This is a genomic window from Rapidithrix thailandica (genome assembly GCF_039710355.1).
Lineage (GTDB): Bacteria > Bacteroidota > Bacteroidia > Cytophagales > Flammeovirgaceae > Rapidithrix > Rapidithrix thailandica.
Map to the genome: position 1 here is coordinate 267930 of NZ_JBDKWZ010000005.1, position 25483 is coordinate 293412.

Below are 25483 nucleotides of genomic sequence, written 5' to 3' on the forward strand. Positions count from 1 at the left end.
CTAAAACCTTATTTAAGGAAAGGAGCCTTGATAAGGGAGCAAATCCCTTTGTTTGCCGGCATTATTGACAAGGAAGCGTTACCATAAAGGTAGTGCCTTGGTTCAATTTGCTTTGGTATGAAATACTTCCACCCAACATGTCTACATATTTTTTAACAATGTGAAGCCCCAATCCAGTCCCTTGGATATTGATTGCATTCTCAGCCCGGAAAAAACGACTGAAAAGATGTTGTTGTTCTTCTTCGGGAATGCCAATGCCTTTGTCCGAAATACGGATGACTAATTGCTGTTTTTCCAGGGTGGAAACAAAATCAATTTTTTTGTCTTCCGGAGAGTATTTGATGGCATTGGAAAGTAAGTTGATCAGGATGTTTTTCAAAATCTGCCGGTCGAGGCAAATTTCCAGTCCATTGGTTGGGTGGGAATAAGCAATCTGTTGTCCTCTTTTTGCCACCGCTTGCATATCTTCAGTGATCTCACCGCAGAGCTCCTCGATCTGAAAACAAGCCGGATGGAGTTCCATTTTGCCTTCTTCCAGTTTACTGATGGACAGAAAATCGTTGAGGATTTGGGTGAGATGGTTGACATTGGATTTGACCCGGTTGATATGTTTGAGGCGCTTCTCACCATGCTCTGAGCCGGTATAGCGGGATATCAGCGAAACCGATGACATGATTGTGCTTAATGGAGTCCGGAATTCATGAGAGGCCATGGATACAAAGCGGGATTTGAGTTCATTGAGCTCTTTTTCTTTTTGTAAAGCATTCCGGATGTCTTCTTCCGCTTTCTTTTGCTCGGTAATATTGTTGGCTACTACCAACACTTGTTCTACTTTGCCTTCCAAGTCGTATAAAGGAACCCCATTGACCTCAAACTGGTGGAGGTTATAAGTGAATTCCAGCTTTACTTGTTCGTTTTTAAAGATGCGTTGGAATTGCTGGGTAACATTTGCTTTCTCTTGAGGGCTTAAATGGGCCGACTGATAAAAGATATCCACAAAACATTTGTCTTTCAGTTCTTGTCTGGAAAAACCCAGGTTTTCTAGTTCTTTTCCGTCAATAAAGATGATGTTCAAGTCCGTATCCAAAACGGCAATCGCTCCTTTGGGAAAGTTATGAGCAATTGTGCTGTAGAGTTTTTGCGATTGGCGTAAAGCTTTTTCCGTTTTGCGCCTTACTTCAATTTCCTTTTGCAGGTTTTCATTGGTTTGTTGTAATTGCCGGGTTCTTTCTTGTACTCTTTGCTCTAAGTCTTGATTCAGGGTGTTGATCTTCCGGATATTTTTGGTGATTTCCATACTGTGCCGGATAGAGCGCTCCAGAATAGAAGCATCAATTTTTCCTTTCACCAGATAATCCGTAGCCCCAATCCGCATTGCTTGTCGGTCAATTTCCAAATCGCCTTGTCCCGTGAGCAGGATAAAGGGCAAGTCAGAACCGCCTTCAATGGATTTCCGGATAATTTCCAATCCATTATGCGCTCCAAAACGGTAATCTACCAGGTAGACATCATGCTCTTTTTTCCCGATCAGTTCGGTGGCTTGATGGTAGTCAGAAATCCAATCTATCGCATATTTTTGATAGGTAATTTCATCGAGGATGTCCCGAGTGATGATATAATCGTCTTCGTCATCCTCTATAAGTAATATTTTGATGATTGATTTCTCTTTCATTGTTAGCTGAATTATAATTTAGGAGTTCCCCGCCCTTGTTAGGGAGCAAATGTTTCTGTTATTGAAATTTCTCCCCGGAAAATGACGTGTAGTATGCCACCCATATAAAAGCCATGTGAGAAAGTACTACCTGATACTTCTCTCAAAGTATTGGAGCTTTCAGCGTTCCAAAGAAACATCCTCGAAAATGCCGGTTATGGTTCAAGAATGCAATTGTTTGGTTTCGGGCAATGCCACTACTTCGAACCAATATTTCCCCAGGGTTTTCATTATTTCTACCAGACCGTCAAAAGTAACAGGTTTGGTAATAAACGAGCTGACACCAAGTTCATACGTTTGTTGGATGTCTTCTCTGTCTGAGGAAGTGGTAAGGACTACTACAGGGATTTTCTTGAGCTTATCATCTTTTTTCATCTCCTTCAGTACATCAATACCGTTTTTCTTTGGCATGTTCAAATCCAATAAAATAAGGGCAGGGGTGGGGTACTTTTTCCTGTCCTGGTATTTCCCCTTGTTTTGCAAATATTCCATAAGTTCTTCCCCATCCTCTACAAAATTTACCGGATTGAGGATCCGGCTCTCTTCCAATGCATCTTTGGCCAACATACGGTCTTCCGGGTCGTCATCGGCATATACAATGGAAACTGGGATATAGTTTTTTTGTGTCATGATAGTAAAGCAATTGTAGTCAACTTGTTAATAGTGCAACACCTCTTGGATCCTTTCCGGATCCTTGAATGTGTAATCATCATATGCCTCGGCCTACACCACGATAGATATATGGACTGAATGACCGAATCATTTGGAAGGGTTATTTTCAAACCTTTCCTGTGTATTAGGTATAATATAATTAATGTATAAAGTATTTACAATGGATTTTGATACTTTGCTTGGTCCGGACTGACTAACAAAGTGGTGATGAATTTACTGCCTTCTCCCGGAGTACTTTGGGCGGTGATGTCCCCGCCATGGCGCAAGGCTATTTTCTTGCAAATGGACAAGCCTATACCGGAGCCTTCGTATTTTCTTCCTTCCAGGCGTTGAAAGATGTTAAAAATCCTGTCCAAATACTTTTCATCAAAGCCAATCCCGTTGTCTTCCACCACAATGCGTATGGCTTGGTCCTGATCAATGGTCAGGAGTTCTCCGGTTATTTTTACCCGTGGCGTGATTCCGGGCTTTTGAAATTTGATGGCATTACTGACCAGGTTTTGAAACAACTGCCGTATTTGTAGTTCATCGGCTTTAATATCCGGAAGTACAGTGGTTTCTATGATTGCATTGCTTTTTTCAATGGCTACTTCCAAGTCCATCAATACCCCACTCAGTACTTCATTCAGGTCGGTGATTTCAAAGGGCCGGGCTTTGGACGTGACCCGGGAAAAGGCCAACAGGTCATTGATCAACTTCTGCATACGGCTGGCCGAGTTCAGCATACGGCTTAGATAGTCCTGACTGGTTTCACTAAGTTTCCCCCCGTCTTTATGTTGAATACGGTCACCGAAGGTCTGTATTTTTCGAAGCGGTTCTTGCAAATCATGCGAAGAAACATAGGCAAAATCCTCCAGCTCCCGGTTACTTCGTTCCAGCCGTAAGGTGTATTCTTTTAGCTTTTTCTGGCTGGCTTTTAAAGCGCTTTCCGCTTTTTTGCGGGTCGTAATATCAATGACAAATGCCAGGGTAAAGGTTTCTTCCTTAATGTCTACTTGACTTAAACTCACCTCTATCGGAAATTCACTATTGTCTTTCCGGACAGCAAATAAGTCCCGGCCCATGCCCATAGGACGAGGTGCCGGGCATTTCATATACTCTTTACGGTGGGTGATATGCGCTTTGTGAAACCGGGATGGGATCAATAATTCAATCGAACTCCCAATGAGTTCTTCCCGGGTATAGCCAAACATTTTGGTAGCACTCTGGTTGGCAAATACAATCTGTCCGTTGGCATCCGAGATGAATAACCCTTCATTGGAATTTTCAAAAATAGCCTTAAATACCTGGGCATTTTCGAAGACGTCAAGGGGAGTTTGCTCTTTCATGTTGCTAGCCGGTTATTTGCTGAATATGTAACTACTCCTAAAATTAGAGTAGAAATAAAATCTAAAGTATATTGTCGGAAATTTTTTATAGCTGGAAAAATTATCCTGTGCACTTTCAAGCAGGCAAAGTTAATCAATAACCTTTAACAAATACCTAACATAGGTTGCGATCTGTCATCCATATCATGAGAAGTTTTGACGGATGAAAGAGGGACAAAGTGAAATAGGGAGTATGTGACTAAAAAGCCTGAGGGAGAAAAGGTAAATAGCAGTTTTCTATAGTATTGATTTTCTTTTTATAAAGAATGAAAACAATGGCGTGAAGCCGTTTTGGGCTTTTGGTTCGGGTATTCGTCATCGCACTTATTCACTACACTTCAAAAGTAATGCTTTCTCAGGTTCCAATCACCTTTACCACAGCCTTTCAAACAAAACTTTTCTCACCCTCAGCGCCTGTAATTTCCTTTTTGGGTTTGGCAAATGAATCTTTCGTTTTTTTTAATAAAGGCGAATTTTTTTAGCGAAATTCTTCTTAACTTCAAGGGATTAACTAACATAATTTACATAAAGCTTATGAGTAAAGTACGAAAGATTTTATTGAATGAGAATGAAATTCCAGAACAATGGTATAATATCCAGGCGGATATGCCAAATCCATTGTTGCCGCCCCTGCACCCTGGTACCCAACAACCGATCGGACCGGAGGACTTAGCGCCTTTGTTTCCTATGGAATTGATCAAACAGGAAGTTTCCAAAGAAGCCTGGATTGATATTCCTGAGGAAGTCCGGGACGTGTATAAAATCTGGCGACCTACTCCTATGATCCGGGCATATAACCTGGAGAAAAAGCTGGACACCCCTGCGAAGATCTATTATAAGTTTGAAGGTACCAGTCCTTCAGGCTCTCACAAACCGAATACCGCTGTACCTCAAGCATATTACAACAAACAAGAAGGCGTCAAACGGATTACTACCGAAACCGGAGCCGGACAATGGGGAAGTGCCCTGAGTTTTGCTTGTAACCTTTTCGACATCGATTTAGAGGTATATATGGTAAAAATCAGCTATCACCACAAGCCTTATCGCAAAGTGATGATGAACTCTTGGGGAGCAAAAGTGCATCCTTCACCCACCGACCTGACCGAGGCCGGAAGAAAAGTGTTGGCAGATAACCCCGACTCTCCGGGAAGCTTGGGGATTGCCATTTCCGAAGCGGTAGAACGGGCGGCCACCAATGGCGATACCAAATATGCTTTGGGAAGTGTACTCAACCACGTATTGATGCACCAAACCATTATCGGCCTGGAGGCCGTAAAGCAAATGGAAAAAGCCGGAGATTTTCCCGATGTAGTGATTGCACCGTTTGGGGGCGGGTCGAATTTTGCCGGACTGGCTTTCCCGTTCTTGCGCTACAATTTGTTGGAAGGTAAGAACGTCCGTTGTTTGGCCAGTGAGCCTGCTTCTTGTCCTAAATTGACCAAAGGGGACTTCCGTTACGATTTTGGCGATATGGTAGGAATGACTCCGTTGATTCCAATGTACACCTTAGGGCATAATTTTGTGCCTGCCCCGGTACATGCCGGAGGCTTACGCTATCATGGTGCCGGAGCTGTCGTAAGTCAGTTGTTAAAAGATGACTTGATTGAAGCGCAGGCATTACACCAATTGGAGTGCTTTGAAGCCGGTATCACCTTTGCCAAAGCCGAGGGCATCATCCCGGCACCGGAGGCAACCCATGCCATTGCTTCGGCTATTCGAGAAGCGAATCAAGCAAAAGAGGAAGGAAAGTCCAGAACCATTTTGTTTAACTTATGTGGACATGGCAACTTTGATATGCAAGCTTATGCCGACTACTTTGATGGCAAATTGCAAGATCATCACTTTACCGATGACGAATTGCGGGCAAATCTGAAAACGTTGGATACTCCTGAAATCAAATAAATGAGGGTAGTAAAATAAGTTTTTTAGAGATGAAATAAATAAAAAAGCCATCCGGGTTTTGTGACTCCGGATGGCTTTTGCTTTTTATCGCTGAAGTTTATTCATACTCTCCTACCAATACCCCTGAAATATTCCAGGCACTGAAACTACTCCCTTCTCTTTGTCCTAACGGAATGGCCACTTGCAATTGATGTGTACCCGCTTCCATATCGAATAAAGGAATCGTTACCGGATTGGTGGCGGAACCCGGGCACCAACCGGAACGGCTTAAATCGGAAGAGGAAATCCCGTTCCAGAAATTCCCCGAAGCCGGGTTGTATTTCCGGAAGGCAGCACAGTCAGACCGCCAAGGGATATGGGTAAACACTTTTTGGCCGTCTATAAAGAGTTCGTTGGATTTTTGATTGAACTCATCGCCACCACCCCAGCCGCCATGGCCAGTAGATATATATTGTAGACGTACGTTTTTAACGCCCTCAGGAACGTTAAAAGTAACTTTTAAGGAATCTCCGTCAAACATGGTTCCGTATTCCTGTCCGGCCATTTCCATCAGGTTCAAGGTATTGAAGATAGGTTGTACCCAATATTTTTTCGTTTGTTCGCGTACCACAGAGCTTCCCGGGTAATATTTCAAATCCAAACTTAGAATATGGCCTCCTTTATCGTAGTTGCCAATAAAGGCTCCAATCCAGGCTTCTCCCTGTAATTCCGGCAGCAAATAAGAAATGTCCTGTTTGTACACCGTAGAATCTTCCCAGTTTACCTCAGCCACTTTGCGTTTTTCATTGAAATGGCGGATACCGAATGGAGTGAAAAAGCGCACTAATTCCAAAGCCGGAGTATACTCGTCCGTTACGATGACTCCTTGGTATTCTTTGCCTTGCGTATCAAGGTATTTGGGAAGCGACTTGGCTCCGTTTTTCAAGCCTTCCAAAAAAGAAAGCTTTTTATCGGTAGGGATCATAAACACAGACCCTGTGCGGTCGTAGGCATCCCCATTAGAGTATTGAACTATTTTGGCAAATACCGAATAATCATCGGTGACCTCCGGTAATTTCACTTTCTTCAAAATCACCGTTCCTCCGGCAAAGTGGTAGGTTTCTCCACTTACATCTCCTTCGGGGTTATTGATTTCATTGCCCCAGCTGATTTGCTCCCGGTCAAACACATTGACGGTCGTTACATAGTTGTCTACAATGCGTGCCCGGTATTGAACTTTGTCCACTTCTTCTCCCAGGTTTTCCGGCAAAAGCGCAGGCATTTTCTTAGGCTTGATAAATTCAATTGCATCCGCCACCAATTCGTAGCTGCCATTGCGTACCATTTTCAGCACTACGCCCTCTGTGAGGCCACCTTGAGGATAAGGGGTTCCTCTCAGGCCGGTTTCGGTGGTGAACCACAAATCAATACGATTGGAAAACAGAAGTAAGGTAGCTTTTTTGCAAGTGTATCCCAATATTTCCTGCGTCTCTTCGGTGATCTCAACTTCGGGCAAATCGGCAATTGCACTGGCCGTATGAAACCGGTTACCGGTATTGAGAATGGCCAGGTCAAAGATTTTTTCCTGGGTTAAGTCGATATAAGTAGCTTCATCGGGAGTGGTAGGAATTTGCTGGGCGTTCCCGCTTCGCACCTTTTGGATTTTTACCACATTTTGATGATAATGGAGTTCCGTGTAGCCATAACGCGACCTTTCTTCCCCATTGACCACTACTTTGTACTTGATTGTTCCTGATTTCTCTTTTGCTTTGGCAACCGCTCCATAGGCAAAAGTCCAGGTGAATAGAAAGAGAAATAGATAGTTTTTCATGTTAATTGATTTGATTATAGGAATTAGAAGTCCATTGCAAAAATAGAAGTTCAGATGCATTAAAAAGGAGGATAAGAGAAATTAAACGTCATTCCCTCTTATCCTCCGTTCCCTCAATCCTCCATTCCTTCAATCTTCAACCTTTATAAATCACTCCATTGAGAATTTCATTTCTCCCTTGAGTCAAATCATAGATAAAGCCGTTGACAATGGCATAACAAGGACTGCCTTGTTTCACTAGTAAAAAGTTGGCCGTACTGCCCAAGGTGATGTCTATGGGAGGAAGCGGTCTTTGATAGGCTATCCAGTTGATCGGGACGTTGGTAAACGATTTATCCCTTTCCAGCTGATGTACTTTTACAAAAAGATAACCGGCCTTCAGTAATTCATTAAAGTCGATTTGCTGGGCTTCTTTCCAACTGTGTAGCGGACGGGGGTATACTTTGCCGGGAACAACTGTCATACCGCTTGCATCTATTTCTTCATAGCCGTAAAACGTGGATAAATCTCCCAGGTCTTCAATACTGGCCGTAAACTTGAGAGGGAGTTCTTCAGCTTCATGATCCGATTCATGATTGATTCCAATGTCCATTGTATACGATCCGTCTTCCTTATTGACCGTGGCATTGCGGATAAGCAAGTGGAATAGGGACTCTTCATTGTTAGGAATGGCATAGTAATCCTCCAACTTATTTTGCAAATAATCCTCTTCGATGATGGCTTTCAAAGCGGACAAAATAGCCACAAAATTCATTTTACGCACCTCTTGCCGTTCGGGGTCTTTTCGGTTGCCTCCCGATTCGATCAGCACCAGGCTGGTACCCCATTTTTGAATATTGTCACCAAAGGCCCTTGGTTCAAAATCATCATTGAATTTACCGATCCGCCCGGGGATATATTTTTGCAATATCCGGTTCAATGAGATAATTAATTTCATTGATTTTTCCCGTACTTCGTTGATTTCTTTGGCCTCATTAAAAGCCGTAGCCAAAAAGGAAACCGAAGCGGGCTGGTTACTTTTTCCGGCTGACCAAAGGGAGTTCTGATCGTGCAAGTTAAACCCGAAATCGGCATCGAGCTTGTCGCGCATTTGCTTGAGAAGACGGGATTCGGGAGCTTGTAAGTGCAAAGCATCCCTGTTTAAATCGATGCCCAAAGCATTTCTTCGTTCATGTACTTCCGCTCCGTCGGGGTTGAGCATAGGGATGAACGTTAACGTCACTTTTTCCAACAAAGCTTTTTTGAATTCCGGAAAAGCTTCTTCATCTTTAAAAAAATGAAACATATCAAACAAGGCCATGGTGGCAGTTGCTTCATTGCCATGCATCTGCGACCACATCAATACATTGACAGGCCCTTTTCCAACCGTGACGGAATAGATTTCCCTGCCTTGTACGGATTTTCCGATTTCTCTCAGGTCAAACAATGGGTTTTGAGCGAATTGTTGTAGCAAGGGAACCACGTCCCGGTGCCTTACTCGCTGAAAGTGTAAACTGGGTTCTTTATACTTGGAATAGACTTCTAACAGTGCATCGCTGAAATCCTGTGCTGCTGATCCTTTTGCCATAGTCGGTAAAGTTAATTTGTGTATTCTCCAACATCATCCTTGTGAAAGGGGGACGGAAAGAAAGATAATCCTATGGGGATTTCAAAATTTACCTGATTCAATTATTTTGAAATCAAGAAAAAGGTTTAGAAATTCAAAGCAGGATTTCTTAGGGAAATTGAAAGGAGGTATTCACTTTCGAGAATACGATGCCTTTTGGGAATTCTAATTTTAGCAATGACTCAGATATGATATTACGGTTTTTCATAGCAATGGTGTGGGTACTACTTGTGGCTTGTGCCCCCAGTCAAAAACTATCCAAATACCAAGTAGCCTCACATTTAGAGAAACTGGACAAGCGCCTTCGCTGCTTTAGCGGTATGGTGGTGTACGACCCTCAAGCCGACAAGTATTTGATAGAAAAAAATGCCGACCGCTATTTTACCCCAGCTTCCAATACCAAATTGTTTACATTTTATGCCGGATGGAAGATGTTAGGCGATTCGCTACCGGCCTTAAAATATGCCGAACAGGGAGATTCTTTGATCTTTTGGGGAACCGGAAACCCCACCTTGTTACATAAAAAACTCCCCGATTCCCTGGCTTTGCAGTTTCTTTGTTCACAAAAGGGAAAAAAAGTATTCTATGCAGACATTCCCATGCGAGATCAACGGTTAGGTCCCGGGTGGGCATGGGACGATTATCCGTATTATTTTTCTACGGAAAAGGCCAGTTTTCCCATTTATGGAAATAATGTTTGGATACACTTGAACGGAACACAACACAAGCCTGTGGTAGAACCTCATTATTTCGAAACATTATTAGATAGCGGTTATGATGCAAAAGGAGAGTATTTGACCATCCGGAGAGCCGAACATCACAACCGTTTTGTGTATCAACCTGAGCTGGACGTTATGCAAAGCGAAGAATCCCTGCCATTTCGCTACGACACAAATTTGATGCTCCGTTTGTTGAAAGACACCTTACACTTTCCTATATCTTCCTATCAAGAAAAGGAGTTGCCCCCGGCTAAAATTTTGAGAAGTCTTCCGGCGGATTCACTGTACAAACATATGCTGCAACCAAGCGATAATTTTTACGCTGAACAAATAATGTTGATGTGTTCGGCCATGTTGGGTGATACGCTGGATTCTAAAAAAGCCATCGGGTATGTGACGGAAAATTTTCTGGGGGATCTATCGGCTCCTCCTATATGGGAGGATGGCTCAGGCTTATCCCGGTACAATTTGTTTACCCCACGCAGTATCGTAGACCTATTGCGAAAAATTCATAAGGAGGTACCTCAAGAGCGACTTTTTGATATGCTTCCGGCAGGAGGCCGCAACGGAACGCTTAAATACTGGTACGATTCTAACGAGCCGTTCGTCTTTGCTAAAACCGGAACTTTGCGCAATAACCACTGTCTTAGCGGGTATCTGTTGACCCGTAAGGGAAAGGTGCTGATTTTCAGTATGATGTTTAATCATTATACCGTGCCAACCACAAACGTTAAAAAAGAAATGGAAAAAATACTTTGGGGGCTAAGAATGAGGTATTAAAATCCTTGATCGGTAATTTGATACTCTTCCATGTGATGTATGCATAAATACTCTAGCCCTGGTTCAAATGAAAAAAAACAGAAGATGGGACTGTCGGTTTTACTCGTAATTCAGCATTTCAAATTCAAGATATTGTCTCTCTTTCTTTCCAATGCGTGTTCTCATACTTTTGCCTTTCCAAATCACTTTCCAACGTTGATTTTGCTCATTTCAAAAGACTGATTTTTTAGCTAATATTCGGAGTAAATACAGGCTTATTTCAAACCACTAAAACCCTCCGTATATGCTCCGGGAACAAACTTTAGCAAAGCAAACTATTCGCAAAAGAAATGGGCTTTTGGAAAATTTTCAAGCTCAAAAAATTACTCTTGCCATTCGGAAGGCCTTGGTCGCGGTGGGGCAAGAAAACAGCCGTTTAGCCGGGGAGTTGACCGGAAAAGTGCTGGAACAAATTGATTTTACAAAAGGAACACCTACGGTAGAAGACGTTCAGGATCTTGTTGAACGCTCTTTGTTTGCCGCCAGCTTGTTTGATGTGATGAAGGCGTATATCCTCTATCGTAAACAACATGAAAACCTGCGGAACACAAAAGAGTTGTTTTCCAATATTGAATTGATAGACCGGTACTTGGATTTGGAAGATTGGCGTGTTCGGGAGAGTGCCAATTCCTCCTATTCTTTACAGGGATTGAATCAGCATATTTCCACCATGGTCAGTTCACAATATTGGCTGAATAAAATTTATTCGAAGGAAGTCGCTCAAATGCACAAATCGGGTAGCCTCCACCTTCACGATCTGGGCTGTTTGAGCGTATATTGTGTCGGGTGGGATCTGCAAGAAGTGTTACTTTCCGGGTTCAAGGGAGTGGAAGGAAAATTGGAAAGTTCTCCGGCACGTCATTTCCGTTCTGCATTAGGTCAAATCGTCAATTTCTTTTATACGCTGCAAGGGGAAGCGGCCGGGGCTCAGGCATTTTCCAATTTTGATACATATTTGGCCCCTTTTATCCGCTACGATGGTTTGTCTTACCCGGAAGTAAAGCAAGCCTTACAGGAGTTTCTGTTTAATATCAATGTGCCTACCAGGGTGGGTTTCCAAACGCCCTTTACCAATATCACCATGGATTTGCAGGTTCCTGAGTTTATGAAAACCCAGGCGGTAATTATCGGAGGGGAAATGCAGAAGGAAACCTATGAAGACTTTCAACAAGAAATGGACCTCTTTAACAAAGCTTTTGCGGAAGTGATGATGGAAGGAGACGCCAAAGGCAGGGTGTTCTCGTTTCCGATTCCTACTTATAACATTACCAAAGATTTTGACTGGGACAATCCTAAATACCAAGCGATTTGGGAAATTACGGCCAAATACGGGATTCCTTATTTTTCCAATTTTGTGAATTCGGATATGCAACCGGACGATGTGCGAAGTATGTGTTGTCGACTGCGCCTGGACAAACGTGAGTTGCAAAAACGGGGCGGTGGACTTTTCGGTGCAAATCCCTTGACCGGGTCCGTAGGAGTGGTCACCATCAATTTGCCGAGGCTGGGCTATGAAGCCAAAACGGAAGAAGAATTTTTCCAAAGACTGGACAAGCTGATGGAACTGGCGAAAGATAGTCTGGAAACCAAGCGCAAGGTAATTGAAAATCTGACCGAAAAAGGCCTATTCCCCTATTCCCGTTTTTATCTGCGCCATCTTAAGGAAACGAATGGACACTATTGGGACAATCACTTTTCTACCATTGGGCTGATTGGTATGAACGAATGTTGTTTGAATTTTATGGGGGTTAACCTGATAGAAAAGGAGGGGCATCAATTTGCCGGAAAAGTGCTGGATCATATGCGGGGAAAACTCAGTGAATTTCAGGGAACTACGGGTAATTATTATAACCTGGAAGCGACTCCGGCCGAAGGAACTTCGTATCGTTTGGCGCGACTGGACAAAAAGCAGTACCCGGGCATTCTTGTGGCCAATGAACAAGCCGTTTCCCGGGGTGCCGAGCCGTATTATACGAATTCCACGCATTTGCCTGTCTATTATACCGAAGATTTATGGGAGGCGCTGCGTCTGCAGGATTCTTTGCAAGTAAAATACACCGGAGGTACGGTCTTCCATACATTTATCGGAGAGAAACAAGTGCCACAGGATGCGGTCAAACGGATGATCCGGAAGATTACGCATCATTTCCATTTACCCTATATCACGGTGACTCCTACTTTTAGTATTTGTTCAGAACATGGGTATTTGTATGGCGAGCATCGCGAATGCCCAAAATGTAAAGAAAAGGGACTGCATACGGAATGTGAAGTATTTTCCAGAATTGTGGGATATCTGCGCCCGGTAAAGCAATGGAACGATGGGAAAAAGGCGGAGTTTGACCAACGGAAACTGTACGACTTGCGATTTCGGGAAGAGGCCGCTACACTCATCTGATTGACCGGGGAAATCAAGATTGGGTGAATGAGTGTTTCCGGGTTGAAACATGCAACAACGAACAGGTTTTTCAATAGGCACTCATTCACCTGTTTTTTTAAGATAGAGAGGAAAGTTAACTACAGACTCATGGTAATAGGAGGATTAATTAAACAAACCTTGACAGATTTTCCGGGAAAACTGGCCGCCATTGTTTTTACACAAGGTTGTAATTTCCGCTGTCCGTATTGTCATAATCCGGATCTGGTGTTACCGGAATGCTTTGACCGGGTTCAGCCGATAACAGAAAAGGCATTTTTTTCTTTTTTGTGTAGGAATAAGGGCTTGGTAGAAGGAGTGGTGGTGACAGGAGGGGAGCCTACCGTACAAAAAGACTTGCCGGAATTTATTGAACGGCTTAAAACCATGGGCCTGGCTGTGAAGCTGGATACTAACGGTACCAATTACAAGAGGTTGGAAAGTTTGTTAGAAAGAAAGTTATTGGATTATGTGGCGATGGACCTGAAGGCCCCACTCATCTTGGAAGATTACCAGCGTATTGCCGGAGTCCGTCTTTCTCCCAATATGATGGCGAATATATTGGAAAGTAAAGATTTGTTGCTACAGCAGAATATTCCTTATGAGTTTCGCAGTACCCTGATCAGAGAATGCCATGAACCTGAAGATGTTGTCAACATTGCCGAAGAAATTGAAGGGGCACGTTTGTACTGTTTACAACAGTATGCCCCTGAGGATGCGTTGAATGTCGATTTCCGTAAATTCACCCCTTATACCATAGAAGAAATGAATTCTTTTGCCGGCTTGATTTGCGATAAAGTGAATCAGGTGTTAGTGCGTTAATGAAACAACTTGTATTACTCCTCCACGTCTAATTCTATCCCGATTTCCTTCATCAATGCGCTGGCGCTAAAGCTAAAGCATGGGCCTTTGTGAAGGTGATAATCGAAGTGTAGCTTTCCGTTTTGTAGCGAACTGTTGAAACTATAATTGATTAAGTGTTCGGGAAAATGCTTTTCCATTCCTACTAATTCAAGGTCGTGGGTAGAAATACAACCGGTGGCTTGAGCTTGAAGCAGTTGCCGGGTCAATGCCTTGATTCCCTGGTGCCGGTCTTTCGAGTTGGTACCTTTTAGCAACTCGTCCAACAGATAAAAAACAGGTTCTCCTTGCTTGATCTGACTTAATAATTGTTGAATACGTTGAAGTTCGGCATAAAACGAGGATACATGATCGTGCAGGGAGTCTTTGGTACGCATACTGGTAAACACCTGAAAAGGAGAAAGCCGTAGCCGCTTGGCACAAACCGGAGCTCCGGTAAAGGCAAGTACGGCATTGATCCCTAAGGTTCTTAAAAAGGTACTTTTCCCGGACATGTTGGATCCGGTGATTAAAATACATTTTCCTTTTCCACTGATTTCGCAGTCGTTAACCACCCGCTCTCCGGTATTGATGAGAGGATGCCCCAATGCTTCGGTTTGGTATATGAAAGGGGCTTCCTGATTTTCTATTTCAGGAAAGGCATTTTCAGGGTTGGAAAAACAGTAGCCGGCTAAACTTAAGGCCGCTTCGATATTTCCCACTACTTCTATCCAGTCCTGGATATGGGATTGGTGTCGGGCTTTCCACTTTTCCAAACCGATCATCATATGGACTTCAAACAAAGTGACCCAATTCACAAAAACAAAAAACCAAGGGTTTTGCCGGTACTCCAAACGTTCCAGTAAGGTAGCTAACCGCTTGATTTCGGCAGAAACAAGATATTTCTTAGAACTCAGTTTTGCTTGTTGCTCCTGTAGCCAAGGAGCTTGGAAGGATTGATTTTCAATTTTCCGGATGGTTTTTTCAAATACCTTTAGAACTTGAATGCTTTGGCTGGTTTCTTCCAGGGTTTGAGAAACCGTTTTAAAATTTTTGCCTAGCAACAATGACTGAATCAGAAAAAATGTGACGGGCAAAATATTAGGTACATATTCCCAATAGGCCAATCCTACACTGATAAGAAGGGCAAAGGGTAAAAGTTTGGCCATCACCTTTAAGGCAGGCTTTTGAAAAACCCCTTCGGAAGTGCTAGTCCAGGCGTATAGCTTGGGTAAATCACCGGCATCATTTAATGTAGAAGATCGCCCGCTTGCTTGTACCTCCTGGCACCAGTGGATGTTGTCGGCCAACTCTTTTATCGCTTTTTGCCGGGCAGTAATTTCCTGCGAACTGGCTGCATGTTTAAGCCAACTGGCCAAGGTTGCTTGTCCGGGTAAAGTGGTAGCCCGGTTGAGGTATTGGAAAAGGGAATACTTACCAAAAATATCCAGATCACCGGTGTAGGGGTGCTGTTCTTTGTCAAAAGCTTCCCCTTTGGCAGCTAGAAGCTCAAACTGAAAGTTGCACCGGTGTTTTTCTTCCTGGTTAATCTGCAATAAGTTTTGATAAACATCCCGGCTTTCACCAATTTTCCGGTGACGTTTGATCATTAAAATAAATACCAAGGCGCCCACAAACAAGCAAGTAAACATTAAGGCAGCTTGTCGCTCATTGGCAAAATATACAATGCCGATACCGATGGCTAAAAACCACAGGGTACGCAACACTGACAGGCGGTTGTATTGTGCCTGAGCCGTAGTAAAAAGTCCCTGGTACTGGTCTATATTTTTTGTAAAAAAATCGAGTGCTGTATTTGGGTTCATTCCTTTTTTCAAATTTCTCAAAAATTAAAAGAAGTATTTTAGGCATTGGTATTTCATGCCGGAAAAGAGCCTCTTACTCTCGAAGGGTAAGTTGCTACACTTTCAATTACTTCGATTCAAATTAAACAGGCTTATTCAGTTTTTTTAGTATTGAAAAGTTGCCTGGAATTAAATTATGCTCCTAAAAATACTTCAGGAAAATGAGAAAGCATGGAAAAATATCCGTTTGCCATGGATATTTGTATATTTCTGTGATTGAAGTGAATTAAACTTTTTCTTTTTCCTGAAAAATGTTTCAAAAACGCCTCCTCTGTCTTACTTTTTGCAACAATAGCGTTGGCTATTTTTTTCAAAAAGTGCCTTGATGAGCCGATTTTGATTCCATCTTCGGTCAAAAACTATAGGTGTAAACCATTTCATTTCCTATTATATTGATGCAGTCGTACCGGAGTTCATTTTTATAAAAAGACAGGGGGGATATTTTTGCAGAAATAATCTTTCCGGTTGGAGTGGGTGACTGCCAGGAATACAATGATGGAGTCAATAATTTAGTCGGAGGCGGGTTATGTAAGTAAGTAATTTTTTGAAAGGAAGGGTCAATTTTTTGGATTTTAGCCCCCTCAATATCTAAAATAAAGGAACCTCTAAACTTATTAGTGATAGATTTTGAAAGTGCAGTTAACAATATATCATATACATAGAAGAGCCTTTTGCGCGATCGCAATGATAATGGCCGGTTTGCTTGTAAGCCCCTCAGGCACCTTGGCACAAAGCAAAAGCAAAGGGATGCGGATGAACCATCCTGACAAAAAGCTGCATAAGACCCGGCCCAAAAGTCATAGAAGTTATGCCAACGCAGATAGAATGGCTAAGCCATTACACAAAGTGAAACATAAGACTCGCCGGAATAAACGCAAACAAGCTCGTAGGATAGCCGATTATTCCGGGGATGTTTGGATGTCGAGTTTGCGAAGACGGTCTTCGTTTCAACAATCCGGGCGGAAGTTTAAAGGGGGGTACTCCATCGCCAAACTCCGGGCACGTAATCGCAGTATTCAACGAAGCATCAGTAATTTCAGAGGGCATTCCTCCAGACGGGGAGCCTACAGGCAAAAGGGAAGAGGTATGGCTTTGTTCCGGGGGGATTTGTTCCGAAAGCGCGGGCCTAATATGAATCGAAAAATTGCCCGGTATTCCGGTGGGCGGATTCGCAATTCTTACCGGAAGAAACAATGGAAATTACGCTTGTTTATGAGAGCGCCAAAACGTTACAGTCCCGATACATTGGAAAAACCGAATCATCTCAAAAAGAAAAAACCGAAATTAAAATACGATTCGCGGGAAGGAAAAATTTGGGAAACGGAAGAACGCTAAAGGAAGCCTGGCTAAAACAGCCGGGCTTTTTTGTTTGTCAACGAATGCTTTTGCAAACGTTTGTTGTTGAGATGCGCGAGAAAACTCACATTTTTGGTCTTTGTGGGAAGAGGTATATCAAGCTAACCTCTTGAGTAATACCCGCTTTCCTGTGAATAATCGTAAATTTGCGAACGGATAATTGTTCGATTCAGGAAGTGTATGTATTGAGCTTTTATCTGATTGGATCCACCGTAAATACAGAAGCAAAATGAAAAATAAAGTTCTGAAAGTACATCCGTCTGACGATGCCATTGTAGCGTTAACAGATTTGAAAAAAGGAGAGCGTATTGAATTCGAAGGGCAGGTTTACTTGCTCAAGAACGATGTGCCTGTCAAACATAAATTTGCAGGCAAAACGTATCAGGTAGGAGACCCGGTGATCATGTATGGGATTTTGGTAGGAAAAGCAACTCAGGTAATTGAAAAGGGAGATTGCCTTACCATCAACAATGTGAAACATGCTGCGGCTGAGTTTACGGGAAAAACAGAGCAGGTCAGTTGGCAAACTCCGGATATCTCCAGGTTTCAGGGCCGGACTTTTCAAGGATACCATCGTCCGGATGGAAAAGTGGGGACAGCCAATTATTGGTTGATGGTGCCTATGGTATTTTGTGAAAACAGAAACCTTAATTTCATCAAAGAAGCGCTGTTAAAAGAGTTGGGCTATGCCAAAGGTGCCAAGTACCAACAACACTCACGAAAGCTGGTGGAAATGTATCAATCCGGCAAGTCCACGGACGAAATCCTCGCGGAAGAGTTGTTGGTAGAAGAAGAATCCGATATGGCACAACGCATTTTTCCGAATGTAGACGGTATTAAATTTTTAAATCACGAAGGAGGCTGCGGAGGTACCCGGGAAGATTCGGACACACTTTGCAGTTTGTTGGCAGGGTATATTACCCATCCTAATGTAGCAGGGGTCACGGTATTGAGCTTAGGGTGCCAACATGCACAGGTAGATATTTTGAAAAAGGAAATCGAGAAGAGAGATCCTGACTTCAGCAAACCCATTTACATCTTTGAACAACAGGAAATCGGTTCGGAGGAAAAGTTAGTCACCGAAGCTATTAAAAAAACGTTTGTGGGCTTGATTCAGGCCAATGAGATTATACGGCAGCCCGCGCCTCTCAACAAATTGACGATTGGCTTGGAGTGCGGAGGTTCGGACGGTTTCTCCGGGATTTCGGCAAATCCTGCTTTAGGGTATGTCTCCGACTTGCTTTCTACTTTGGGAGGGACTGTGATTTTATCAGAATTTCCCGAGTTGTGTGGAGTTGAACAAGAATTGATTAACCGGTGTACTTCGGAAGCGCTGGCCAATAAATTCCGTTCAATCCAGGGTGCGTATGCCGCCAAAGCGGAGGCAGTCGGATCGGGATTTGATATGAACCCTTCTCCCGGCAATATTAAGGACGGCTTAATTACCGATGCGATTAAATCGGCCGGAGCTGCCAAAAAAGGCGGTACCAGCCCGGTGACCGATGTGCTGGACTATACCGAGCCTGCTACCCAACCGGGACTGAGTTTATTATGCACTCCCGGAAACGATGTGGAATCCACTACCGGATTGGCCGGCAGTTGGGCCAACCTGATTTTATTTACTACCGGATTGGGAACTCCTACAGGGAATCCGGTGACCCCGGTAATTAAAGTGGCTAGCAATACCCGCTTGGCTGAACGGATGCCGGACATCATTGATGTGAGTACCGGAAGCATCATTACCGGGGAAGAAACGATACAAGAAATGGGAGAGAGACTGTTGGAATATTGTATAAAAGTGGCCAGTGGTGAAATCAGTACCAAAGCCATGCAATTAGGGCAAGATGACTTTATTCCCTGGAAGCGTGGAGTGTCTTTATAAAAAAAGATGAGGCATGAAAAAAAGACCTTCCAGGTTTTCGAAAACCTGGAAGGTCTTTTTTTTAGTTTGCAGAATGCCAAAGCTTCCAGGCTCTTCCCGCACTCAAACCTTCAAAGGTCTCTACCAGCTTCCGGTCTTGTAAAGTGATGTAACACGTTTTTCCCTCTTTGCCTCCAAAAGCAATATTGGAAGGTTTTTTTCCTTTCAGTTGGATTTCTTGAATAAGTTTTCCTTCCGGAGATAAAATTGCAACGGTTCCTTTATCGTAACGACAAACGTATAAATTCCCCTTTTCATCACAGCGCATTCCATCCATACCAAAGTCGGAAAATTTGTGAAAAAGACGTTTGTTGGACACCTTGCCTTCTTCATCCAAATCATATGCCCATACGTTGCGTTGTATACTTTCATTGACATACAAAGTACGGTTGTCAGAACTCACTTCAATGCCATTGGTAGTACCCATGTTGGCTTCAAGTAATGTGGTTTCCCCTTCCGGTGAGATGCGCCATAGTTGCCCGGTAGAAGCTTGCCAGTTGGGGTCGGAGGCAAATAGAATTCCGTTGTCCATAATGGCCAAGTCATTGGGTTGGTTCATGGAATCATTGTGGGCAAACACCTCTATGGCTCTGGTTTCCGGGTCAATTTTTAATACATTGTGTTGTGGATAGTCGGCGACAAACATCGCTCCTTCTCGGTTAAACCGGATACCGTTACCGATCGAACCTTCGGGTAAGGTGACAAACAATCCGGCTTGTCCGTTAGGTTGAACTTGCCCGATGGTACCTTCTTGTTCGAAATTGACCAAATACAATATTCCGTCTTTGGCGACTGCAGGGCCTTCGATGCCTCCGGTAAAGACGGGTGAAGTAAAATCCTTGGAATCCATAGTCTGTTCTTTCGTTTCTTCTTGTTTCTTTTGTTCTTTAGGTGTTTGGCAAGCTAAGGCCAAACCGGTAAAAAGGATAATTAATTTTTTCATACGAAACTGATACCGTTATTTTGGTTGTGAAATTCAGATTTGATTTGGCAATTTCTAATAAAAAAAATAATAATCCATGGCAAAGGACAAACAATTGATTCGGAAAGAGTTGTTAGCAAACCGGGCATCACTTAGTCAAGAGGAAATAACCCTCCGCTCTCAACGCATTGTCGAACAGCTCTGGCAAATAATAGCCACAAATGACTTTGAGGTAGTTCATACCTTTTTGCCTATTGGAAACGAAGTGAACACTTGGTTGTTGGTGGAACAGGCCTTGACCAACGGGGTAAAAGTGGTGATCCCTAAAACGCTTGGGAAATTGAAGTTAAAACATTTGCTTTTGGAAGATACGCAAGGCATGGTGGAGGGGAAGTTTGGAACTTTATATCCCGAAAAAGAAATGGAGTATACCGGTGCGTATGACCTGATTGTAGTGCCTGGCTTGGCTTTTGACCAATATCATCACCGGATAGGCTACGGAGCCGGCTATTACGATGTCTTTTTAAAAGAGCATCCCGGTAGTTTGAAAGTAGGAGTGGGCTTTGACTTTCAGTTAGTGGATGCACTTCCCGTAGAAGCGCATGATGTGCCTCTCGACAAAATCATACTGGGTTGAGCATTGTTAATGAATCTTGATTCCCGTTGATCTGCTCTCTTTTTCCTGATTATTCTATTATTTTTGACAATACAACCCAAAGGATCTGTATTTATGAGTTTAAAATGGTTGGAAGTAGCCAAACGACTACAAGCAATTGCCCAAAATGGCCTCACCTTTACCGAAGGAGAATATGACCGGGAACGCTATGAAGAGCTTCGAGATATTTCTGTGAAGATGATGAGTCATTACAGTGGGGAAGAGATGCAGAAGGTAGGGGAGTTGTTTGCCTTCGAAAAGGGATACCAAACTCCCAAAACGGATGTACGGGGAGTGGTATTTAAAGAGCGGAAAATTTTAATGGTAAAAGAGGCGGCTGACGGTAAATGGTCTTTACCCGGTGGTTGGGCCGACATCAATTATTCTCCCAGGGAAGTAGCGGAAAAAGAGGTATGGGAAGAAGCCGGGCTGGAAGTGAAATCGGGAAGGTTGCTGGCCGTATTTGATAAGCACAAACACCCTCATCCACCGGACCCTTATCATGCGTATAAATTGTTCATCCGTTGTGAGATTATCGGAGGTGAGCTGAAAACCAGTATTGAGACCTTGGATGTAGGCTTTTTCGGCAAGGAGGACTTACCGCCTCTTTCTGAGGAACGGAATACGCATAGCCAGATCCTGACCATGTTTGACTATTTGGAAAACCCTGAAAAAGAGGTACTGCTGGATTAAATAAGAGCCGTGACACTTATTCTCTTATCTTTATTTATCCTGTACCTGAACTCTATAAATAGTTGGCTGGAACCGGATCGAATAACTTTTCTGGCTGAATAGCAATAAATTAATACTAATTATTCTAACCATATTTGATTAAAAGCAAATGAGCAAAAAAGTACTTGTTACCGGTGGATGCGGTTACATCGGGTCACACACGATTATCGAAATGATCCGTTCAACTGACTATGAGGTGATTTCTGTGGATAATAATATCAACTCTACGGAAAAAACCATGGAACGAATTCGGCAAATCACAGGCAAAGAGGTGAAGAATTATCAGGTAGACCTCTGTGACCTGGCTGCAACTCGTCAAATTTTTGAAGAAAACGACAATCTGGTGGGGGTAATCCACTTTGCCGCACTGAAGGCCGTAGGCGAATCGGTAGAGCAACCTCATTTGTATTATCATAATAATATCAACTCTTTATTGAATATTCTTAAATGTTGTGAAGAGTTTAAGGTGAATAATTTTATTTTTTCTTCTTCTTGCTCATTGTATGGTAATGTGGAGCAACTTCCGGTGAAAGAAGATACTCCGTTGAGCAAAACCGAATCGCCTTATGCACATACCAAATTGGTAGGGGAAGAAATAATTAAAAGTATTGTGCATGTAAATGATGTGCAAGCGATTGCGCTTCGCTATTTCAACCCGGTAGGAGCCGATAAAACAGGTTTGAACGGAGAAAATCCTATCAACAAGCCGAATAACTTGGTACCGGTGATCACCCAAACCGCAAGTGGAATTATTCCTAAAATGCAGGTTTTCGGAGATGATTACGATACCCGTGACGGTTCGTGCATCCGTGATTATATCCATGTTACGGATATCGCGAATGCACATATCAAAGCGTTAAACTACTTGATTGAACAACGAAACAGTTCTAATTACGAAGTGTTTAACCTGGGTACAGGTAACGGAGTGACAGTATTGGAAGCGATTAAGGCTTTTGAAAAGATCAGTGGCTTGGAGTTGAATTATGAAATCGGTCCGAAAAGGGCCGGAGATGTCATGGCAATCTATTCGAATAGTAGTAAAGCCAAAGAACTGCTCGGTTGGGAAACGACTTTTGGCATTGAAGAGATGATGGCAAGCGCTTGGAAATGGCAACAAAACTTGAATAAAGAGGCGGGAAGAGCATAAGGGAAAATAGCCGCTTTTACAAAGAAGCTAAACCTTCCAGGTTTTCAAAACCTGGAAGGTTTTTTTACCATGACACAATCAGTCAAATACAGACACTAATTGGTGATTCTGTGTATGGAATTGGATATATGTTTTCTTATTACCAAACCATTTCAGTACCTCCCTCCTACAAAGAAATGTATCTCTTTTGCGTAGCAGTTCAGTATAAGACGAGTGTTTCCATTTTTTCAAATCGTCCACAAATCCATGATGCACAGGATTGTGATGTATATAGAATACCAGTTGACTATAATAACTCGCATCGCGAACCGCTTTACGCTTTATGATTTTTTGAAAAAGAGCTCCTTGTCTTTGATAGGTTTTATTAAAAGCCTTGGCATAACTATTAAAAAAATTGCTGAACTGTTGACTGACCAGACCTTCCAGGTTTCGAAAACCTGGAAGGTCTAACAATTCGCCTTTTCGCTTTAGTTTTTTCTTTCGAAAGTAATAGTCAATAAGTTTATTTTCAGGTTTTACCCTGATCATCATATGAAAGTGGTTTGGCATCAGGCAATAGGTAAAAGTATCGACAACAGGAGCCAGGTATTTTTGATATTTTTCCAGAAAAAAGAAATAGTTTTTACTTTCTTTAAACAGTACATCTTTTCCATTGGCATGATTATAAATATGGTAGACAGCATCAGGAATAAAAGGCAGGTGCATGATATAGTATAAGTTGAACATATACAATCAACTTAAGTCGTTAGGAAATGTTTATTGGAATAAAAAAACCTTCCAGGTTTCCCAAACCTGGAAGGTTTAAAAGGTATGTATAAACAAAATTAAATCAAGCTTTCTCCTGTCATGGCAGCCGGTTGAGATACTCCCATCAGTTTGAGAATGGTCGGAGCGATATCCCCCAATTTCCCATCTTTAATACTTCCTTGATATGCACTGTCAACCAAAATACAAGGCACCAGATTGGTAGTATGTGCAGTGTTGGGCGTTCCGTCCGGGTTAATCATCATATCCGAATTACCGTGGTCGGCAATGACGATGGTAGCGTAACCGTTTTCCAAGGCCGCATCGATTACCGCTTGCGCACATTGGTCTACGGTTTCACAAGCTTTTACTGCGGCTTCAAAGACACCCGTATGCCCTACCATATCCGGGTTGGCAAAGTTCAAACACACAAAATCCGTTTCCTGAGCTTTCAGTTCGGGAATGATTTTATCCTGAATCTCCTTAGCACTCATTTCCGGTTGCAAGTCATAGGTTGCGACTTTAGGAGAAGGGCACAACAAGCGCTTTTCCCCTTCAAAGGGCTCTTCCCTACCACCGGAAAAGAAGAAGGTAACATGAGGGTATTTTTCCGTTTCTGCGATACGGATTTGCTTTTTACCCGCTTTTTCCAACACTTCTCCCAGTGTTTCGGTGAGGTCTTCATTTTGGAATACGATTTTTACATCTTTGAAAGTCTCATCATACATGGTCATTGTGACATAGTACAAGTCGAGCTTTTTCATTCCCTGTTCCGGAAAGTCTTTTTGCGTAAGCGCTTCGGTAATTTGGCGTCCCCGGTCGGTACGGAAATTAAAGCAAAGGACTACATCTCCTTCTTCAATGGCAGCCAAGGTATTTCCTTGCGCATCCACACCCACAATCGGCTTGATAAACTCATCGGTCACCCCTTCGGCATAAGATTCTTTAATGCTTTGTAAGAAGTCCGTGGTTTGTGTACCGGCACCTTTTACCAGTGCATCATACGCCAATTGTACCCTTTCCCATCGCTTATCACGGTCCATTGCATAATAGCGACCTACTATCGAAGCCAATTGCCCGGTAGTATTAGCCATATGTCCTTGCAGGTCTTCTACGTACTTCAAGCCCGCTTTAGGGTCCGTATCACGCCCATCGGTAAAAGCATGTACAAATACTTGCTCCAAGCCATAGCTGTGAGCTGCACTGAGCAAACCTTTCAAATGATTGATATGTGAATGCACCCCTCCGTCAGACAACAAGCCCATGAAGTGTACTTTTTTTCCATTTTGTTTCGCATAGTGAAAAGTATCCTTTAAGGTAGTGTTTTCGGCCAAAGAGCCATCTTCCACGGCCCGGTTGATACGTACCAGCATTTGGTATACAACCCTCCCTGCACCCAAGTTCATATGCCCTACTTCCGAGTTTCCCATTTGCCCATCCGGCAATCCTACGGCAATGCCGGAGGCTTCCAGCTTGCTATGTGCATATTTGGTGTACAAAGAGTCGATAAAAGGAGTGTTCGCTTTATCGATAGCGGATACTTCCTTGTCGGGAGCAATGCCCCAACCGTCTAAAATCATTAAGATTACTTTCTTGTCCATAAGCTTTAAGTTACGAGCATTAAGCTGATTTTTCTTTTGGAATGAAAGGGATTGGTTGGCGAGTGCCTGACGGTATAATTCTAATAATTCTAAAAAACATCTCTCTCGTGATTTTCTGAGAATTAATGAAAATAACTGCCATATTCGGCAGCATTGCCAAAGGCTCCGTCACTACTTGTTTCCCTTCATCCGTATTGCCGTACAAAATTAGTCATCGTCAGGCGAGATCGTAAAGAGTTTGGAGAATAATTCTAAAAAATTAGTAGGAAAGAAGGGCAAGAGGAAATGGAAAAGGGTGTTTAACCTGCTTTTCAGTAAGGGGGCTGTAAGTCTATACTATTGAAAAAGCCCTTTCAGTTAAGGCGTATAGCGAAAGGGCGATAAGTACATTGTTATGAAATAAACGTCTGTAAGGAATTAATCTTCCATTTCACCTTCCGGCAGCTTTTTGAGGTTTTTGATAAACCGTTCGTAATTGAAAGGCTGTTTGTTCTTCATAATATGAAATAATTCTACAGATACTGCCTGTCCGATCATGAGTTTTGCATCCGCTTTATCAATGCCTAACTCGAGCAAGCGTTCATAGGTCTGTGAAGTTTCAGGAGGGTGATTATCAATTATTTGGTTATCCACAATGGTTAACACTGCGCTCATTAATTTTCTGTTGACTCTCATGTGCTTTGG

Annotated in this window: 20 protein-coding genes; 9 read left to right on the forward strand and 11 right to left on the reverse strand. The window is 42.8% G+C overall.

The features are described 5' to 3' along the window. Positions 1-61: 61 nt before the first annotated feature. The 3 genes from AAG747_RS10665 to AAG747_RS10675 all read right to left on the reverse strand — a co-directional run bounded on the left by AAG747_RS10665 (position 62) and on the right by AAG747_RS10675 (position 3711). The gene (locus AAG747_RS10665; RefSeq protein WP_346821151.1) at positions 62-1672 is read right to left on the reverse strand and encodes a sensor histidine kinase; all 1611 of its coding nucleotides are present in this window, start codon (positions 1670-1672) and stop codon (positions 62-64) included. A 201-nt stretch (positions 1673-1873) separates the two neighbouring features. Then, entirely contained in the window at positions 1874-2341 is a 468-nt protein-coding gene (locus AAG747_RS10670; RefSeq protein WP_346821152.1) for a response regulator, read from the reverse strand. 197 nt (positions 2342-2538) lie between these two features. Further along, the gene (locus tag AAG747_RS10675) at positions 2539-3711 is read right to left on the reverse strand and encodes a sensor histidine kinase (protein ID WP_346821153.1); all 1173 of its coding nucleotides are present in this window, start codon (positions 3709-3711) and stop codon (positions 2539-2541) included. Positions 3712-4284: 573 nt separating this feature from the next. Between AAG747_RS10675 and AAG747_RS10680 the strand changes: the two genes are divergently transcribed. Beyond that, complete coding sequence (locus tag AAG747_RS10680) at positions 4285-5652, forward strand: TrpB-like pyridoxal phosphate-dependent enzyme (protein ID WP_346821154.1); 1368 nt, start codon at positions 4285-4287, stop codon at positions 5650-5652. A 97-nt stretch (positions 5653-5749) separates the two neighbouring features. Here the strand turns inward: AAG747_RS10680 and AAG747_RS10685 are convergent, their stop codons facing one another. Further along, complete coding sequence (locus tag AAG747_RS10685) at positions 5750-7462, reverse strand: PNGase F N-terminal domain-containing protein (protein ID WP_346821155.1); 1713 nt, start codon at positions 7460-7462, stop codon at positions 5750-5752. A gap of 136 nt (positions 7463-7598) precedes the next feature. After that, positions 7599-9029 carry a M14 family zinc carboxypeptidase gene (locus AAG747_RS10690; protein ID WP_346821156.1) on the reverse strand — a complete coding sequence of 477 codons (1431 nt, stop codon included), beginning with the start codon at positions 9027-9029 and terminating at the stop codon, positions 7599-7601. A 227-nt stretch (positions 9030-9256) separates the two neighbouring features. Here AAG747_RS10690 and AAG747_RS10695 point away from each other — a divergent pair, with 227 nt between their 5' ends. The 3 genes from AAG747_RS10695 (at position 9257) to AAG747_RS10705 (ending at position 13841) form a co-directional block, all read left to right on the forward strand. Further along, positions 9257-10567, forward strand: coding sequence for a D-alanyl-D-alanine carboxypeptidase/D-alanyl-D-alanine-endopeptidase (locus AAG747_RS10695; RefSeq protein ID WP_346821157.1), 1311 nt, complete (start codon positions 9257-9259; stop codon positions 10565-10567). 283 nt (positions 10568-10850) lie between these two features. Continuing rightward, positions 10851-13001, forward strand: a complete 2151-nt coding sequence (locus AAG747_RS10700; protein ID WP_346821158.1) for a ribonucleoside triphosphate reductase — start codon at positions 10851-10853, stop codon at positions 12999-13001. A 129-nt stretch (positions 13002-13130) separates the two neighbouring features. Then, the gene (locus AAG747_RS10705; RefSeq protein ID WP_346821159.1) at positions 13131-13841 is read left to right on the forward strand and encodes an anaerobic ribonucleoside-triphosphate reductase activating protein; all 711 of its coding nucleotides are present in this window, start codon (positions 13131-13133) and stop codon (positions 13839-13841) included. A 14-nt stretch (positions 13842-13855) separates the two neighbouring features. Here the strand turns inward: AAG747_RS10705 and AAG747_RS10710 are convergent, their stop codons facing one another. Continuing rightward, positions 13856-15682 carry a MutS-related protein gene (locus tag AAG747_RS10710; RefSeq protein ID WP_346821160.1) on the reverse strand — a complete coding sequence of 609 codons (1827 nt, stop codon included), beginning with the start codon at positions 15680-15682 and terminating at the stop codon, positions 13856-13858. A gap of 173 nt (positions 15683-15855) precedes the next feature. Beyond that, complete coding sequence (locus tag AAG747_RS10715; RefSeq protein ID WP_346821161.1) at positions 15856-16077, reverse strand: hypothetical protein; 222 nt, start codon at positions 16075-16077, stop codon at positions 15856-15858. A gap of 334 nt (positions 16078-16411) precedes the next feature. Here AAG747_RS10715 and AAG747_RS10720 point away from each other — a divergent pair, with 334 nt between their 5' ends. Then, positions 16412-17056 carry a hypothetical protein gene (locus AAG747_RS10720; RefSeq protein WP_346821162.1) on the forward strand — a complete coding sequence of 215 codons (645 nt, stop codon included), beginning with the start codon at positions 16412-16414 and terminating at the stop codon, positions 17054-17056. A 250-nt stretch (positions 17057-17306) separates the two neighbouring features. Beyond that, positions 17307-18959 (forward strand): UxaA family hydrolase, encoded by a 1653-nt coding sequence (locus AAG747_RS10725; protein WP_346821163.1) that lies wholly within the window; start codon positions 17307-17309, stop codon positions 18957-18959. Positions 18960-19020: 61 nt separating this feature from the next. Here AAG747_RS10725 and AAG747_RS10730 read toward each other — a convergent pair whose 3' ends face one another. Beyond that, positions 19021-19941, reverse strand: a complete 921-nt coding sequence (locus AAG747_RS10730) for an SMP-30/gluconolactonase/LRE family protein (RefSeq protein ID WP_346821164.1) — start codon at positions 19939-19941, stop codon at positions 19021-19023. A gap of 76 nt (positions 19942-20017) precedes the next feature. On the opposite strand from AAG747_RS10730, the gene AAG747_RS10735 reads away from it, so the two are divergent. The 3 genes from AAG747_RS10735 (at position 20018) to galE (ending at position 22454) form a co-directional block, all read left to right on the forward strand. Continuing rightward, positions 20018-20557, forward strand: coding sequence for a 5-formyltetrahydrofolate cyclo-ligase (locus AAG747_RS10735; RefSeq protein ID WP_346821165.1), 540 nt, complete (start codon positions 20018-20020; stop codon positions 20555-20557). Between the two features lie 93 nt (positions 20558-20650). Next, a complete protein-coding gene (locus AAG747_RS10740) occupies positions 20651-21268 on the forward strand; it encodes an NUDIX hydrolase (RefSeq protein WP_346821166.1) in 618 nt (205 codons plus the stop codon). Positions 21269-21416: 148 nt separating this feature from the next. Beyond that, entirely contained in the window at positions 21417-22454 is a 1038-nt protein-coding gene (gene galE / locus AAG747_RS10745) for a UDP-glucose 4-epimerase GalE (protein ID WP_346821167.1), read from the forward strand. A 78-nt stretch (positions 22455-22532) separates the two neighbouring features. Here the strand turns inward: galE and AAG747_RS10750 are convergent, their stop codons facing one another. The 3 genes from AAG747_RS10750 to AAG747_RS10760 form a co-directional block, all read right to left on the reverse strand. Then, the gene (locus tag AAG747_RS10750) at positions 22533-23180 is read right to left on the reverse strand and encodes a hypothetical protein (protein ID WP_346821168.1); all 648 of its coding nucleotides are present in this window, start codon (positions 23178-23180) and stop codon (positions 22533-22535) included. 98 nt (positions 23181-23278) lie between these two features. Next, positions 23279-24799 (reverse strand): 2,3-bisphosphoglycerate-independent phosphoglycerate mutase, encoded by a 1521-nt coding sequence (gene gpmI, locus AAG747_RS10755; protein WP_346821169.1) that lies wholly within the window; start codon positions 24797-24799, stop codon positions 23279-23281. A gap of 417 nt (positions 24800-25216) precedes the next feature. Continuing rightward, a complete protein-coding gene (locus tag AAG747_RS10760; protein WP_346821170.1) occupies positions 25217-25474 on the reverse strand; it encodes a hypothetical protein in 258 nt (85 codons plus the stop codon). Positions 25475-25483: the final 9 nt, after the last annotated feature.